We start from the raw sequence: 15,163 nt of genomic DNA, 5'->3' as shown, positions 1-15,163 counted from the left end.
CGTGTCCGCCCTTTTAATGACAATTTATTTGTAGGTTGGTGATGAACACAGTGAATCCCAACAACTTAGGTATCGTCGATTCGGATATGTTGTGATGCGCTTCGCTGATCCTGCCCTAAGGGTACATCCCAACCTACGACTAGCTTTTGGTACGGACAAGTCATGACTTGTCCCTACAATCTCAATTGCATTTGGCTTATCTTCATGGCTTAATAACTCTTAACCAAGGAGGTTTTTATGTCATTAGTGGTCGTCGAAACTTATCCCAATACCATGCAGGCGCACATCGCCCGTGGCCTCCTTGAATCCCATGGCATTCATGCCACCATACTGCACGAACATTCCCTCAGCACTGCTTCCTTCACTATTGGCGAAGTTCCATTGATGGTTGATGAGGAGAACTATATTCGTGCCAGAGAAATTCTGACTGATGAACTTCCACCCGATCCGATAGAAAGTTTTTCGGCGTGATAAAGACAGGAAACAGCTAACGCTCCACCGGATTATTCAGTTTCCACAACTCAAAGCCACCGTCCATGCTATAGACTTCTTTAAAACCATTGGCGGCAAAATACTGTGCTGCTGGCTGGCTACTATTGCCATGATAACAGACGACGACTAATGGCTTATCTTTATCTGACTCTTGAATAAACTCGGCAGCATTCTGGTTATTGATATTTTTTGCATTAGGCATATGCCCAGCTGCATATGATTGCGGATCACGAATATCGGCCAGCAAAACTTCCTTGTCTTGCATTAGCTGTTTGGTATCTTCAATACTGATTCGTTTAAACATATCCTTTCTCTTACAAGCCTCTTGTTTTTGCAGTGATATAACCCAACAGGCCGCCACTGAGCAGGCCGATTAAGTGTGCGGCGTTAGCGATATTGCCCAGCAATCCGGTAAAGCCTAACACTAACCATAACAACATAAACTGCATCAAACCGGGATGGACATGCACTGGGAAGAAGGGGTCATAACGGCGACGTATAAAGTTAAAGCCCAACAAACCATACACCACGCCCGACATACCACCAAATTTATTTGGGTCATCCATGAGGTATCCAACGTAGAACTGGCCAAAATTTGATAATAAGGCAGTAATTAAGACTATCGCTAATAAATACCAAGCACTTTTTGCTTTCTCAATTGAGCCACCCTGATCCCATAGCCACATCATATTAAATAACAAGTGAATGGGGTAAGCACCAAGCATAAAGTGCAAAAAAATTGGCGTGATAAGACGGTGTACTTGTCCCTGCTGGATCAAATCCCAATCAAACCAAAACAACTTGGTATAATCATTAGTCCCTGACATGGTCAAAATACTAACCAAAACTGAAATACCAACCAGGGTTTTAGTCATCCAGCCGGCTTGCGCCAAAAAATCTTTAAGCATCGTTTTCCTCGTATTGTCGTATCATGCCGATATGTGGGATGCCGTCTTCGAGATAGGGTTCCGTTACCGTGACAAAATCTAAACTTGAATAAAAATTCTCAAGATATTCTTGCGCGCTGATTTTAATATTTTTAGCAAAATGTTGATCGCTGTAATTCAACGCCAGCTCCATCATCTCTCTTGCCAGCCCTTTCTTACGCGCTGATTGTTCGATGCAAACCCGACCAATCGCCGCCAAACCATGATAATGCTCCAGCGACTCAAACAAACGCAAATAACCAACCAGTTTGCCATCATCATAAGCCAACAAATGCATAGCCTGTTTATCCAGACCATCAAGATCCTGATAGGGACAATTCTGCTCAACGCAGAACACAGCTAAGCGAAGTTGCAATACGTCATACAACTCTTTTTTGGATAACCCATTCCAGCTTCGCCAGCGCAGTGAAATCAATCTAAATTATTCCTATCAATCCCAACTCAAAACCACTTTACCAGACTGACCACTAGCCATAGTTTCAAAGCCCGTTTCAAACTCATCAATCTTAAAACGGTGAGTAATGATTGGCGAAACATCCAAGCCAGACTGCAACATGGCAATCATCTTGTACCAGGTTTCATACATTTCGCGGCCATAGATACCTTTAATGATAAGGCCTTTAAAGATCACCTGATTCCAGTCGATGGCCAAGTCGCTTGAAGGAATACCTAACATGGCAATTTTGCCGCCATGATTAATGGTTTGTAGCATGGATCGAAATGCCGAAGGAACACCAGACATTTCAAGGCCAACATCGAAGCCTTCTTTCATACCAATTTCCTTCATCACATCTTCCAGTTTTTCCTGGCTGACATTTACCGTGCGCGTTGCACCCATCTGCTTAGCTAAGTCCAGACGATAGTCGTTAATATCTGTGATGACTACATGGCGAGCTCCGGCATGACGGGCAATGGCGGCGGCCATAATACCAATCGGGCCGGCACCAGTAATCAGCACATCTTCACCGACCAGATCAAAAGACAAGGCGGTATGTGCTGCGTTGCCAAGTGGGTCGAGAATTGAAGCGACTTCATCAGAAATATCATCTGGAATTTTATAGGCGTTCTCGGCGGGAATCACCAGATACTCGCCAAAAGCACCGGGGCGATTAACACCAACTCCGACGGTATTGCGACACAAGTGACGACGGCCAGCACGACAATTACGACAGACACCGCAGGTAATATGACCTTCACCTGAAACGCGATCGCCAATTTTGAAACCTTTCACTTCCTGACCGACTTCTTCGATCACACCCACATACTCATGACCAACCGTCATCGGCACTGGAATGGTGTTCTGCGCCCACTCATCCCAGTGATAAATGTGCATATCAGTGCCGCAGATTGCAGTTTTCTTAATCTTGATTAATACGTCATTATGGCCTAGCTCAGGTCTAGGCTGATCGACCATCCAAATACCTTTTTCGGCTTTGGCCTTGCTTAATGTTTTCATAGGTTTCTCTATTGTTTACCTGTTGAATACGTAACTGAAAAACACGCACGTCATTGCGAGGCCTTTGGCCGCGGCAATCTCTTTCACCAGATTGCCACGCCTGCCTTGCAGGCTCGCAATGATAGGTTTATTTTATAACGCCCAATTCTTTGCCGACTTTTTCAAAAGCGGCAATAGCGCGATCAATGTGTTCAATATTATGCGCGGCTGACATTTGCGTTCGAATTCGCGCCTGACCTTTTGGTACTACCGGGAAGGAGAAGCCGATAACATAAATACCCTCTTTAAGCATCATGTCTGCAAACTTGCTGGCCAAAGAAGCATCACCCAACATCACCGGAATAATCGGATGCTCACCAGGCACTAACTCAAAGCCTAACGAAGTCATTTTCTCGCGGAAGTATTCGCTGTTATGACGCAGCTTTTGACGTAGCTCGTCACCATTTTCCAACATGTCTAATACTTTTAAGCTGGCCGCGGCAATCACCGGCGCCAAGGTATTAGAGAACAGATACGGACGCGAACGTTGACGTAACCATTCAACTACTTCTTTACTCGCTGAGGTGTAACCGCCAGATGCACCACCAAGTGCTTTACCTAGAGTACCAGTAATAATATCCACTCGACCCATCACATCGCAGAATTCATGCGAGCCTTTGCCTTTCTCACCGATAAAGCCAACCGCATGTGAATCATCAACCATAACCAACGCGTTGTATTTATCGGCCAGATCACACACCGACTTAAGATCAGCGATAATGCCGTCCATTGAAAAGACACCATCGGTAACAATCAGCTTATAACGGGCGCCATCGGCATCCGCCTGCTGAAGTTGTTTTTCCAGATCAGCCATATCGTTATTGGCATAACGGTAACGTTTAGCTTTACACAAACGTACACCATCAATAATAGAAGCATGATTCAGTGCATCAGAAATCACGGCATCTTCGGCATCCAGCAATGTTTCAAACAAACCACCATTGGCATCAAAACATGAAGAATAAAGAATGGTATCTTCCATACCCAGGAAATCGCTGATGCGTTTTTCCAGCTTTTTGTGCACATCCTGAGTACCGCAGATGAAGCGCACCGAAGCCATGCCGTAACCATAATGGTCCAGCGCTTCCTGACCAGCTTTAATCAACTCAGGGCTGTTAGCCAAACCGAGATAGTTATTGGCGCAGAAGTTCAGAACATTCTCGCCTGTTGTGACATGAATATCCGCTGCCTGTTGCGAGTCGATGACCCTTTCTTTTTTATAGAGGCCTGCTTCTTTAACTTCGTCAATGTTCTGCTGGATATGCTTGAGAAATTCTTGATTCATGAAATAACCTTTTGAATATTGGACACCTGCTTATGGCAGGTCATTTGAAACCGATAAAATTGACGCCATTCTAACATCTATGCCTGAAATTTACTCTATTCAGCCCTTAATTTATTGACACACCCGAACCATTTCACTAGTTTACAATGGAACAATAATTAGAAGCCTCAATAAGGAGCTAAAGGTGTCAACTTTCTTTCAGATAATAGGAATTGCTGTTGTCAGCATCATTGTCTTACTCATCCTTGCCTACTATGGGTTCAAGTTCTATTTACGCATCAAGCTTGGTAAACACCTCGCCAAGGCATTGGAACATGGTCAACTTGCCCAACCAGCCCGCCTCCACCTGGAATCTATTGCTGCTCAGGACATCGATGATGCTGAGTTTCATGAGCTGGTCAGCCAATGCCAAAAGTTAGACTTCAACACCATTGGTTACTACCTGATCCCCGAGATTGATCAGACTTCTATTTATGCGGCAACGAATGCCAGCAGAGATATAACCATTGTGATTTATTCGCATATTATAGGCTGTTTTTTCGACGTTGTTGCCACCAGCAAAGATAAACTCAATGTTACCTACAGTACAGCTCCCGCTGGCGATGGTCTTGATCATCCGCCAGGCGAAGAAAAGCATTTTTTGCCTGCCGAAACCACACTTGCTGAAGCCCTGCATTTACTCGAGCAAAGAACTGCCGGTATTCGTACTGCTTTTCCAGGTGATTTTGTCTCGTTTTTTGAGGATGCATACGCCAAAGAAATGGACTGGCGACTTGATCGGGGCATGACTGCCGAAGAAGTTAAAAATATGGCGGCCAAACAAGGCGCTCACTATAGCGATGAGCAGATTGAGGCAGCTATCGAACAACAAAACTATCAATTCAGCATTGAGCTGGATACTTTAGTGATTGACACATTTTTAGACTCTGGTCAGGTCACCGCCAAACAGTGGAACAACTACCAGGATGGCACACTGATTATCCACAAGAAGTCGCCTCTTGCTGATCTGCAAGAAACCCTTGCTTGGTATGTGGATGAACTGGAAACCCGTAATATGCTCCTGCCCATTATTGATAAAGCAGAGAACTGCTGGCAATTAATGGATGAGCTTAACCCTTTGCTGCCCAGTTCACACAGGTTCGAACTGATTGGCAGTCTTGATTCTCCAGTCCCAGCCAGGCTTTTTTATAACCGCCACTATTGATAAACAAGAGTTGATGGGCAAAAAGAGTTACTCCAATAGCCTACTTACTATTGGAGCAGCTAATTACCAGTTAAATCTGGTGCCTTTGATGTTGTCGCTGATGCGGTCCTTGATAGCAATCGCAACACCAAGGTCGAGATAGGGAATATTGATATGGTGAGCACCAACCATGGCACCGGCAGTATCCACTTCAAGGCTAGCCATGCCATGGCGACGATCGAATGGGCTTTCCTTCACCGCAATGGTTTGGGTTTTCGGTAGTCGGACGAAGGTGTACTTGGTAAAAATGACACCATCTTTAAAAGCTACCAGCTGATCATTGATATGGTAGCCCGCGCCTTTAACATAGGCTTTTGAGTAATAGACGCTATACACAACCCACAAAACAAAGCCAACCGGATAGGCATACAGGCTCCATAATGCCAATGGCGCAGTTATGACCAGGCCGATCAAGACCATGACTTTGAGCACGCGGCGCCAGCCTCTCTGATTAATCGGCTGCCATTCAATGGCATCCCAATCCACATCGCTCTGTATTTCTTTAAGCAACTGCTCACGCATATTGTTGGGTGCAACTGGAACCACCTGCTTCATGCTGACACCCTGCTGTTCATTATTGACGCCACCGGCTGTTTCTATGGTGATGCCAATTCGCTTAAACCAGCGATGGAGCAGTGACTCATGGATGGTTAATGACTGGATACGGGTCATGGGAATGGTCGCCTGCAGGCGCGTCAGCAATCCCAAGGTTGCCTGCAGTTTATCTTTAGTTTTTATCAGTACGAAGCCATGAAACTTCAGTAGCGCCATGGCAATCGACAGTAACCACAAGGCAATGATTGCGGCAATGACGCCAATGATGGTTAACAGTGTGAAATAAAGCCAGCCATTTTCAAATTCGATACTGCTGACCAAGCCATCAATCCATTGCGTGAACTGACTGATATAGTTGGTAACCAGACGCTCAATCTGGTTATCCATGAACTGCATTACAAAACCAAAAAAGATCGCCACCGCAACAATACCGCGATTGGTGATCATGCCGTAACGAACAATCTCGCCGAATGATAAGCTCAAGATACTGTCTTTTGGTTTTGCAGCCTCTTCTTCCTGCAGTTCTTCTTCATCATTAATTTTACGCTTAAGCGCATTAACTGCCTGCATATCAATCACATTGATGACCGCTTCCGGCTTACCGCCTGATGCTGACTCAAGCTGTACTTTAACCACACCAAATAGCCGGTGTAATGGTGACTGCACTAAATTGAGGTTTTGAATTTTTTTATAAGGAACCTGACGAACATTACGAAAGAAGATCCCTTCCTGCACTCGAATTTTATCACCTTCTAGCCAATAACGATAAAAGCGGTATTGGACAATGGCGCCTAAACTGATGATTAAGGCAAATCCTAAAGCAAATAATTCCCATGAGCTGCCGCGTGTACTGAACAATGCAAGAACGATAGGGAATATCAGTTTCTTAATATTTTCAAACAGAATAAATAACGGGGAAATTTTGTGTAGCCGATTGGCCTGTACTTCAGACTGCATCGCTTTCGCCTTCTTCCTGCAACACGGAACGCAAATCATGAGCAGTATCTAACAAGATGCCATCCAGTGAAACCGATGCATCACGCGTACCGGCGGTGTGCGTCACCAGCTTGCCCAATTTATACTTGCGTTCCAATGGACCTTGCGCCACATCGGTGTGTTGCACACGGTTAAAGGGTATCAGCGTCTTTTTACGCCACCAGACGCCACTTTGAATATAAAGACCTTCGTCAGCCAGCCAGTACCATGTGTAGTCGTATGATTTTTTAGCCCAGATAAAACCAATGGTAAAGATAATCGCTGCAACCGCCAGACCAATATACATCAGCCAGAAGCTACCACTAAATATAGAAATAGCACTTGGAACGATTGCAATGATCAAACAAACCAAAGCGGTACTGATTCGTGATACTTTAATTGAGTCTGGGTGAAGGCGTTGTTTATTATCCGGCAACTGTTCGATAAGACTTGCATCCTGAACCTGTTGTCGAGTGCTGCTCGGATTATTTGTTGAGTCTTGATGTTGTTCTTGTTCGTTGCTCATAAGCGGTTTTCCCCAAAGCTTACTTGATGAGTAGAATTATATCGCGTACCAAGATACAACACTGTAGCAGAATGTTACAGGGTATTATTGCTAGTCGCTCCGCTTCAGGGCTTCGATGCCACCATGCAAGCTGTAGACACAGGAAAAATCTGCTTGTATGAGCAGGCTGGCTGCATTAAAACTTTTCTGCCCTACCTGACAAATGGTCACTATTGGCTGATCCGGATCGAGCTGATTAATATGACTACCAAATTCAGTTATCGGAATATTATTTAATGTCTCTGCTTTGGCAAAAGCAAGCAGCGCTTTATCGACTTGATGCTCATCTGTATTTCGGACATCAATCAGCAAAGGGGCATCTTGCTGACTCGCCCATTGCCGTAATTCATCTGGACTAATCAGCTGAACTTCATCGGATTCCTGCCACTCAAAATGACTCATGTTTAAGGCCTGTGTTGTTCAATTAACTGCATCATACTGGTAGCTGTCTGCTCCGGCTCAAGTGCACCTGTAATGGCTGAAATCATGGCGATGCCTGACACTCCAGTTTGTGCTACTTCGGCAATTCTATCAGCATTGATACCCCCAATGGCAACCCACGGATAACTTTGCATCAGCTCATTCCAATAGTTCAAGTTATCAACCCCATGTGGAATCCACGGCATTTGCTTACTGTCTGTATGATAAACCGGACCACAGGCCAGATAACTTGGGGCAATTGCATGGGCGCGCGCCACTTCATAAAAGCAGTGAGTGCTGACACCAAGGTGCAAACCTGCTTTACTGATTGCTGCCAGATCTGCAGTATCCAGATCTTCCTGCCCCAGATGCACGCCATAAGCATTGTGTTTTATGGCCAGCTGCCAATAGTCATTAATAAACAGTTTTGCATCATATTGCTGGGCAATCTTAACCGCTTCTACAATTTCATTTTCCAGCTCTTCATCTTTGAGATTTTTTACTCGCAATTGAATCGTTGAAATTCCCAATGGTAATAAACGCTTAAGCCAATCCGCTCGGTCCACAACCGGATACAGACCTAGCACCTGTCCCTTTAACGAAGGAAATTGATAGTCATTCATTGCATACGATTTGGATAAATACGGCATATCTTCTTCATCAGCCGGCCATGACTGTACGCATAATGGGCCTTTGTCATTTTTCACCGAATAACTGTTTCTTAGCCCCTGATTGAGTGCCATTTTGCCAATCACTACTGCATCTTCAATTGAATACTCCAACGCCAGTGCAGTTGCTATGGCAGAAGAGAGAACACATCCTGTGCCGCGAGTGTCCTCGCAATTTTTTCTATCGCTATGCAGCCAGAACTGATGATTGTAACTAACAAAGAAATCTGCTGCTTTCTCGGTATGCAAATGTCCTCCCTTGACTAAGACCGCTCCAACACCTGATACCAACAGCTGCTTGGCCTGACGCTCAACATCGTCTATTGACTCAATCGGTTCGCCGCTTAATATTTTAAGTTCATCAATATTAGGCGTAAGCACAGTGATATAAGGCAATAGAGTTTTTAACCGAGCAAGCACTTCCTTTGGCATAAACTCTGTACCAGAAGAGCTTGTGATAACCGGATCTAATACAAGTGGGATTGGTTTCTTATTCTTCACAAGAAAGTCTTTCAGAACTGTTACTGCATCCATGCTTGGAAGCAAGCCAACTTTAATTGCATCCGGCTGGCCCATTTCGCATAAAGCCATTAACTGAGTCTGCAACTGCTGTTTTGCAGCAGGGTTGACCGCTATAACTCTCTGACTGTTCTGCGCAGTATGGGCAGTTGAGATACAGCAGCCATGTCCACCCAACGCTTCTATAGTTCTAACATCGGCTAACTGACCTGCAAGGCCGGAGTTATCCAGTCCTGCATAAGTCCAGATTACAGCTTTTGTTTTTTTCTTCATGACTCTTGTTGCCAGAAAGGCGTTCCCAGAACAGGCGTGCTTGGTTGTGCCAGATCGCGTTGCGGCATGGCTCCAGCCTGATATGCATTTCGACCAGCGTTGACCGCGTCTTTAAATGCTGTCGCCATTAGCACCGGATTTTCCGCCTGTGCAATCGCCGTATTTAACAGCACTGCATCAAAGCCCATTTCCATTGCCTGCGCCGCATGAGAAGGTAATCCTAATCCAGCATCAATCACCATCGGCACATCAGGTAAGCGCTTACGCAAAGTCTGCAACGCATAAGGATCCGTTAAACCTCGACCCGTCCCAATCGGCGCGCCCCAGGGCATTAAAATATTACAGCCTGCGTCTAATAAACGCTGGCACAACACCAAATCATCAGTGCAGTACGGGAACACTTCAAAACCACGCTTGACCAATTCTTTTGCCGCTTCAACTAATTGAAATGGATCCGGCTGAAGATTGTACTCGTCACCAATCACTTCCAGCTTGACCCAGTTGGTCTGGAAAACTTCCCGCGCCATTTCAGCGGTCGTTATCGCTTCCTTTGCCGAATGGCAACCCGCCGTATTCGGCAACCAGTGACAATCCAACTGCTGTAACTGCTTCCAGAAATTCTCACCACCCAGCCCCTGACGTCTCACTGATACCGTCACTATGTTAGCGCCAGAAGCTTTTATAGAATCCAGCATAATCTGCGGTGACGGATATAATGCCGTCCCGACAAATAATCTACTGTTAATTTCTTTTCCAGCAATTTTTAGCATATTCGATTCTCTTTTTGGTTATCTTAAATTGAACGCTTTCGACCATATCCGAGGCCTATACCCCCTTTTTTCGCTACTCAGCGAGTTACTTTTCTTGCGTGGTCAAGAAAAGTAACCAAAAGAAGACCACCCCGTGATTGAGGTTTCGCTTCGCTCTACTTCCTTCGTATCCGCCAAGCCACTTAACGCACCGTAAAATACGTTCCATCCCTGGCCCGAATTTTACTATTCAAAACGTCCTGTTTTGAATTGCTATGTCTTGGCTACTACTCAGCTCAATCAAAAGGGGGTATTGGAGCAAGCCTGAATGCCTAGATTTTTTTGAAATTACTTAAAATCTCCATTTCCTCCGATAAAGAAAAAAAGCTAAACAATTACGCGGCGAAAAAACAGTATTCAAGAGGGAGTTTCTCCCCGATTTTGCGTACTTGTTAAATCGTCTAAGCTAAGCTGAGACGCGGCAAATTTAATTCTTGGAACAGGAGTTTGCTAATGACAAATGACTGTGACAATAATCAATTTTAACAAAGCCCTTCTCTTCATGATAAAGCAAAAAAGCTAAGCAAGTACGCGGCGAAAAACAATGTTCAAGAGGGAGTTTACTTCAGTAAATGACCTTGTAGAACACTGTTTTTTTACAAAGTAATTGTGACGATTTTTTGTTTTATCCGCCTTGCATGGGCAAAACAATTTCCACCCGGTCACTATCTTTTAGCATCGTCTCCGCATACAAAGACCTAGGCACAAACTCCATATTCACAGCAATTGCAAAATTCCCTTGCTGTTTAAACCAATCAATAAATTCTGCAATACTCATTGGCTTTGGTATTTCTATCGTTTCGTCATTAACTATTAACTGCATTTTCAGCCTCGTTGTGTGCGCCCATTGCCTGGTTAAACTTTATCATCATTTGCTCTACTACTGCCGGTGCCAGCAGAATTCCATGACGGTACAATCCGTTAATTCTGCCGATACCATCTTTGAGCTCTACTTTTGGTAGGTTATCTGGCAACGCTGGCCGACAATTGACTACCTGTTTGATGATGCGTGCTTCACCAAATGATTTATGCAAACTGTATGCTGCGGATAATAATTCCAGCGATGAGCGTACGGATACTGGACTATAATCTTCGCTTTCAATCTCTGTTGCTCCCAACAGGTAAATATTATCAGGGCGCGGCACTATGTAGATTCTATAGCGCGGATGAACCAGCCGGGTTAAATGTTCTATCTTTATATCAGGCGCTTGCAACCAAAGCAGTTCTCCGCGCACCGCACGCAAGGGTAATTCTTTTTTTGCGCCCATGCCTCGGCAATCAAACACCCAATCATGGCGATAAGTGTCTGTTGCCGTTTTGATCTTCCCTGGCTCTATCGCCTGAACCTCAACCTGCTCTTTCCACTGGACACCTTTTTTAAGTAATGATTGTTGCAGTGCATTTAACAAACTAATAGTATCCAGCTGCCCTTCGTCAGTCACCCACAGGCCATCACCCATATGCGCCAATTCAGGCTCTTTATCAGCTATTGATATGTTTTGCACATAATTATCACAATCGCTTAATTTATGTCTAAGCATACTATGAAAGTGATTCAGTTCGACTTTATCTGAGCCGTGGGCAGTGACCAGTGAACCGATTTGTCGATAGAAGACTGGATAGTCCAACTCTTCTATTAACTTTGGATAGAGATGCATCGAGCGTGTGCCCAGTTCAAAAATTGTAGGCTCCGCCATTTCAAGTTCGGCAAGTGGCGATAAAATTCCCGCCGCAGCAAATGAGCATGCTGCTTCACTGTCTAATGGATTTTTATCAAACAGTGTTACTTCATGCCCTTTTTTTATCATTTGCCAGGCCAGTAGTCTGCCGGCAATTCCTGCGCCCACAATTCCGATGTTCATAGTCTCAGCTTCTCTTTTTCGTTACGTTATTTCACTTCAACGTATATTTCTGCACCCTGTTGTTTAAATTCCTGTGATTTTTCCGCCATGCCCTGCTCAATTTTTTTCTGTTCTGCAGAATAGTCACGCACATCCTGTGAAATTTTCATGGAGCAGAACTTGGGGCCACACATGGAACAGAAGTGAGCAACTTTCGCGGAATCTTTTGGCAAGGTTTCATCATGGAATTCGCGGGCTGTATCTGGATCCAATCCAAGGTTGAATTGATCTTCCCAACGGAATTCAAAACGCGCTTTCGATAACTGATCATCTCGATAACGCGCGCCCGGGTGTCCTTTAGCGACGTCTGCTGCATGCGCCGCTAATTTATAAGTGATAATGCCTGTTTTAACATCATCACGATTTGGCAAACCCAAATGCTCTTTTGGCGTCACATAACAAAGCATGGCGCATCCAAACCAACCAATCATGGCCGCACCGATACCGGAAGTAATATGGTCATAGCCGGGCGCGATATCAGTAGTCAATGGCCCAAGCGTATAGAAAGGCGCTTCGTGGCATTCTTTGAGCTGCTTATCCATGTTTTCCTTGATCATGTGCATCGGCACGTGACCCGGCCCTTCAATCATCACCTGTACGTCATGCTCCCAGGCAACCTTTGTCAGTTCGCCCAAGGTTTCCAGCTCACCAAATTGCGCCGCATCGTTGGCATCCGCCAATGAGCCAGGACGCAAGCCATCGCCCAGCGAGAAGCTCACATCATAAGCTTTCATGATTTCGCAAATTTCTTTGAAGTGAGTGTAGAGGAAGTTTTCTTTATGATGCGCGATACACCACTTCGCCATTATCGATCCACCGCGCGACACAATACCGGTGACACGATCAGCCGTTAGCGGAACATAGCGCAGCAGGACACCGGCATGAATGGTAAAGTAATCCACCCCTTGTTCGGCCTGTTCAATCAATGTATCTCTGAATACTTCCCAGGTCAGATCTTCAGCCACCCCGCCTACCTTTTCCAGGGCTTGATAAATTGGCACTGTGCCGATAGGCACTGGTGAGTTACGCAAAATATAATCACGCGTGGCATGGATATTTTTACCAGTCGATAAATCCATCACAGTGTCACCACCCCAACGAGTCGCCCACACTAACTTTTCCACTTCTTCTTCGATGCTGGATGTCACGGCGGAATTACCGATGTTGGCATTAATCTTAACCAAGAAATTGCGGCCAATTATCATCGGTTCCAGTTCAGGGTGATTAATATTTGCTGGAATGATCGCGCGCCCAGCAGCAATTTCATCACGTACAAATTCAGGGGTTATGATTTGTGGTGTATTGGCACCAAAGGAATTGCCTTTAAGCCGTGCTTCCCTTTCGTTATCCGCAGTTTCTTGCAAAGCCTCTCGCTGCTGGTTTTCGCGAATGGCCACATACTCCATCTCAGGCGTAATGATTCCTTGGCGCGCATAATGTAGCTGGGTGACATTCTTGCCTGCTTGTGCTCGCAGCGGTTTACGTTGTAGCTCAGGGTTATGGGTGGCAAAGGCTTTATCACCATCTTCATAACCGTTATCAATTGGCTTAACTTCGCGCCCCGCGTACTCTTCCACATCGCCACGGCCTATTACCCATTCTCGACGCACCTGCTGTAAACCTTTACGCACATCAATTTCAACGGCCGGGTCAGTATAGGGCCCCGAGGTATCGTAAACGGTTACCGCTTCACCATTGGTCAAACTGATTTCACGCATAGGCACGCGAATATCGTTATGAAGCCTTCCTGGAATATAAATCTTCTTTGAATTGGGTAAAGGATCGCGCGTAATGGTATGTTTGATTAGATCAATCGGATCATTCTTTGCCACATTAACCTCCAGCGTTAATGACCGCATAGCGCAAGGGGGCAAAGAGATAATGAGAACAGAGCTTTATTGTGAGATCGTCAGCTTGTGACATTACTCTTCCCTACGCCGATGCGAGTCGGATCAGGTTATACGGGTTTGCACATGCATCTCAGCTCTTGAATCTAGAAACTGCCTTAGCAGCTAGCTCAAGCGCACCCCGAGAGTTGTCGCAAATTATACACAGCCTAAGACAAAATAAAATAGGGCTTGTCTCAAAGCCAATAAAAAAAGCGGCACCTAAGGTAGCCGCTGGGGAGAATGGGGCGTTAATTGAGAGTCGACAGCGCCCCTGTGGAGAGTCATTTTTTATTATTAGAATCTTTCTTTATCGATTACTGAATCAGCTTCATCGAGAAGGGATACTCATATACCCCACCTTCGCTGGCCTTGATCGCTGCCAAAATGGTCACGATGAAGTGGAAAATGATCAAGCCAAACAGAATCGGAATTCCGATCAGAATGAGACAGAGAATCAGGGCCGCACAGTAAGCAATAAACATGGTGATGTTAAAGTTCAAAGCACGCTTACCATTTTCCGCCACCAGCGGCATCTCATCTTTCTTCAGCAACCATACAATCAATGGCCCAAGGATCATGCCGATGACAGGCACCAGTGGTACCATCGCTACGAAAGCCGCCAGATGAGCAAACATGGCCCAGGTTTTCTCTTCGCCGCGTATCTCTTCAGTGCCAAGCACTTCTGCTTCTCCTTCATAGACCCGCTCTTTACCCTGATTACCTTGTTCTGGTTTGCTGTCACCAGTGCCTTCAGGTTTTTTATCATCTTCGTGGTTCATCACTTTTTCCTCGTCTGAAATCTAAAATTGGCAACGAGCTTCTTCGCTGCACAGTTACAGACTAGCAAAGACTTGTATTTCAAAATGTTACTTTAAGTGATAGGAATTAACGATAGATCGGTACTTTCAATTAATTTTCACTATTATTATAAGTCATTGAAAATATTGAGATTATTACAGGAGCTTTGGTGAACCGAACTGAACAAACTTTAAACATCTATTCTCTTTTATGCTTAATTAGTCATTTAAGCTATTGATATTAAAAACATTCTTCTTTTGATAACTTTTATTTTGGGGCTGATCCAGATAACTAACCCATTTCTTCTTTAACCCATTGTTTTAATTGCT

Annotated in this window: 16 protein-coding genes and 1 riboswitch; of the genes, 2 read left to right on the top strand and 14 right to left on the bottom strand. The window is 44.9% G+C overall.

Annotation, left to right across the window (positions count from 1 at the left end; translation table 11 throughout):
* Window positions 1-237 precede the first annotated feature (237 nt).
* Window positions 238-471: a DUF2007 domain-containing protein gene (locus HUJ19_RS11660; RefSeq protein WP_290624372.1), complete on the top strand. Its 234-nt coding sequence runs from the start codon at window positions 238-240 to the stop codon at window positions 469-471.
* Window positions 472-487: 16 nt separating this feature from the next.
* Here HUJ19_RS11660 and glpE read toward each other — a convergent pair whose 3' ends face one another.
* The 5 genes from glpE to HUJ19_RS11635 form a co-directional block, all read right to left on the bottom strand.
* Window positions 488-796 carry a thiosulfate sulfurtransferase GlpE gene (gene glpE, locus HUJ19_RS11655; protein WP_290624371.1) on the bottom strand — a complete coding sequence of 103 codons (309 nt, stop codon included), beginning with the start codon at window positions 794-796 and terminating at the stop codon, window positions 488-490.
* 10 nt (window positions 797-806) lie between these two features.
* The gene (locus tag HUJ19_RS11650; RefSeq protein ID WP_290624370.1) at window positions 807-1,400 is read right to left on the bottom strand and encodes a rhomboid family intramembrane serine protease; all 594 of its coding nucleotides are present in this window, start codon (window positions 1,398-1,400) and stop codon (window positions 807-809) included.
* The gene (locus tag HUJ19_RS11645; protein WP_290624369.1) at window positions 1,393-1,854 is read right to left on the bottom strand and encodes a GNAT family N-acetyltransferase; all 462 of its coding nucleotides are present in this window, start codon (window positions 1,852-1,854) and stop codon (window positions 1,393-1,395) included. Before HUJ19_RS11645 ends, HUJ19_RS11650 begins: the two co-directional genes overlap by 8 nt.
* Before the next feature lie 15 nt (window positions 1,855-1,869).
* Entirely contained in the window at window positions 1,870-2,895 is a 1,026-nt protein-coding gene (tdh, locus tag HUJ19_RS11640; protein WP_290624368.1) for an L-threonine 3-dehydrogenase, read from the bottom strand.
* 127 nt (window positions 2,896-3,022) lie between these two features.
* Window positions 3,023-4,219: a glycine C-acetyltransferase gene (locus HUJ19_RS11635; RefSeq protein WP_290624367.1), complete on the bottom strand. Its 1,197-nt coding sequence runs from the start codon at window positions 4,217-4,219 to the stop codon at window positions 3,023-3,025.
* 184 nt (window positions 4,220-4,403) lie between these two features.
* Between HUJ19_RS11635 and HUJ19_RS11630 the strand changes: the two genes are divergently transcribed.
* Window positions 4,404-5,423: a hypothetical protein gene (locus HUJ19_RS11630; RefSeq protein ID WP_290624366.1), complete on the top strand. Its 1,020-nt coding sequence runs from the start codon at window positions 4,404-4,406 to the stop codon at window positions 5,421-5,423.
* Window positions 5,424-5,486: 63 nt separating this feature from the next.
* Here HUJ19_RS11630 and HUJ19_RS11625 read toward each other — a convergent pair whose 3' ends face one another.
* The 9 genes from HUJ19_RS11625 to HUJ19_RS11585 all read right to left on the bottom strand — a co-directional run bounded on the left by HUJ19_RS11625 (window position 5,487) and on the right by HUJ19_RS11585 (window position 14,815).
* Complete coding sequence (locus HUJ19_RS11625) at window positions 5,487-6,974, bottom strand: PH domain-containing protein (RefSeq protein ID WP_290624365.1); 1,488 nt, start codon at window positions 6,972-6,974, stop codon at window positions 5,487-5,489.
* Entirely contained in the window at window positions 6,964-7,518 is a 555-nt protein-coding gene (locus tag HUJ19_RS11620; RefSeq protein WP_290624364.1) for a PH domain-containing protein, read from the bottom strand. Before HUJ19_RS11620 ends, HUJ19_RS11625 begins: the two co-directional genes overlap by 11 nt.
* Before the next feature lie 90 nt (window positions 7,519-7,608).
* On the bottom strand, window positions 7,609-7,959 hold the full coding sequence (locus HUJ19_RS11615) for a rhodanese-like domain-containing protein (protein ID WP_290624363.1): 351 nt from the start codon (window positions 7,957-7,959) through the stop codon (window positions 7,609-7,611).
* A 2-nt stretch (window positions 7,960-7,961) separates the two neighbouring features.
* Window positions 7,962-9,437, bottom strand: coding sequence for a thiamine phosphate synthase (gene thiE / locus HUJ19_RS11610; protein ID WP_290624362.1), 1,476 nt, complete (start codon window positions 9,435-9,437; stop codon window positions 7,962-7,964).
* On the bottom strand, window positions 9,434-10,207 hold the full coding sequence (locus tag HUJ19_RS11605) for a thiazole synthase (RefSeq protein ID WP_290624361.1): 774 nt from the start codon (window positions 10,205-10,207) through the stop codon (window positions 9,434-9,436). Before HUJ19_RS11605 ends, thiE begins: the two co-directional genes overlap by 4 nt.
* A gap of 664 nt (window positions 10,208-10,871) precedes the next feature.
* Window positions 10,872-11,069: a sulfur carrier protein ThiS gene (gene thiS / locus HUJ19_RS11600; protein ID WP_290624360.1), complete on the bottom strand. Its 198-nt coding sequence runs from the start codon at window positions 11,067-11,069 to the stop codon at window positions 10,872-10,874.
* Entirely contained in the window at window positions 11,053-12,108 is a 1,056-nt protein-coding gene (gene thiO / locus HUJ19_RS11595; RefSeq protein ID WP_290624359.1) for a glycine oxidase ThiO, read from the bottom strand. Before thiO ends, thiS begins: the two co-directional genes overlap by 17 nt.
* A 26-nt stretch (window positions 12,109-12,134) precedes the next feature.
* Window positions 12,135-14,006: a phosphomethylpyrimidine synthase ThiC gene (gene thiC, locus HUJ19_RS11590; protein WP_367274017.1), complete on the bottom strand. Its 1,872-nt coding sequence runs from the start codon at window positions 14,004-14,006 to the stop codon at window positions 12,135-12,137.
* 53 nt (window positions 14,007-14,059) lie between these two features.
* A riboswitch (TPP riboswitch) is annotated at window positions 14,060-14,188 on the bottom strand.
* A gap of 162 nt (window positions 14,189-14,350) precedes the next feature.
* Complete coding sequence (locus tag HUJ19_RS11585; protein WP_290624357.1) at window positions 14,351-14,815, bottom strand: DUF4870 domain-containing protein; 465 nt, start codon at window positions 14,813-14,815, stop codon at window positions 14,351-14,353.
* Between the last annotated feature and the right edge of the window lie 348 nt (window positions 14,816-15,163).

Origin of the sequence: Kangiella sp. (genome assembly GCF_014762745.1) — a bacterium.
Classification (GTDB): Bacteria; Pseudomonadota; Gammaproteobacteria; order Enterobacterales; family Kangiellaceae; genus Kangiella.
This window is presented reverse-complemented; position numbering and strand designations above follow the sequence as displayed.

What these genes read in the sequence shown, in the direction of transcription:
- thiO (WP_290624359.1), bottom strand. Translation starts at nt 12,108, where the DNA reads ATGAACATCGGAATTGTGGGCGCAGGAATTGCCGGCAGACTACTGGCC.
- thiE (WP_290624362.1), bottom strand. Translation starts at nt 9,437, where the DNA reads ATGAAGAAAAAAACAAAAGCTGTAATCTGGACTTATGCAGGACTGGAT.
- thiC (WP_367274017.1), bottom strand. Translation starts at nt 14,006, where the DNA reads ATGCGGTCATTAACGCTGGAGGTTAATGTGGCAAAGAATGATCCGATT.
- HUJ19_RS11625 (WP_290624365.1), bottom strand. Translation starts at nt 6,974, where the DNA reads ATGCAGTCTGAAGTACAGGCCAATCGGCTACACAAAATTTCCCCGTTA.
- thiS (WP_290624360.1), bottom strand. Translation starts at nt 11,069, where the DNA reads ATGCAGTTAATAGTTAATGACGAAACGATAGAAATACCAAAGCCAATG.
- HUJ19_RS11660 (WP_290624372.1), top strand. Translation starts at nt 238, where the DNA reads ATGTCATTAGTGGTCGTCGAAACTTATCCCAATACCATGCAGGCGCAC.
- HUJ19_RS11635 (WP_290624367.1), bottom strand. Translation starts at nt 4,219, where the DNA reads ATGAATCAAGAATTTCTCAAGCATATCCAGCAGAACATTGACGAAGTT.
- HUJ19_RS11620 (WP_290624364.1), bottom strand. Translation starts at nt 7,518, where the DNA reads ATGAGCAACGAACAAGAACAACATCAAGACTCAACAAATAATCCGAGC.
- HUJ19_RS11615 (WP_290624363.1), bottom strand. Translation starts at nt 7,959, where the DNA reads ATGAGTCATTTTGAGTGGCAGGAATCCGATGAAGTTCAGCTGATTAGT.
- tdh (WP_290624368.1), bottom strand. Translation starts at nt 2,895, where the DNA reads ATGAAAACATTAAGCAAGGCCAAAGCCGAAAAAGGTATTTGGATGGTC.
- HUJ19_RS11585 (WP_290624357.1), bottom strand. Translation starts at nt 14,815, where the DNA reads ATGAACCACGAAGATGATAAAAAACCTGAAGGCACTGGTGACAGCAAA.
- glpE (WP_290624371.1), bottom strand. Translation starts at nt 796, where the DNA reads ATGTTTAAACGAATCAGTATTGAAGATACCAAACAGCTAATGCAAGAC.
- HUJ19_RS11605 (WP_290624361.1), bottom strand. Translation starts at nt 10,207, where the DNA reads ATGCTAAAAATTGCTGGAAAAGAAATTAACAGTAGATTATTTGTCGGG.
- HUJ19_RS11650 (WP_290624370.1), bottom strand. Translation starts at nt 1,400, where the DNA reads ATGCTTAAAGATTTTTTGGCGCAAGCCGGCTGGATGACTAAAACCCTG.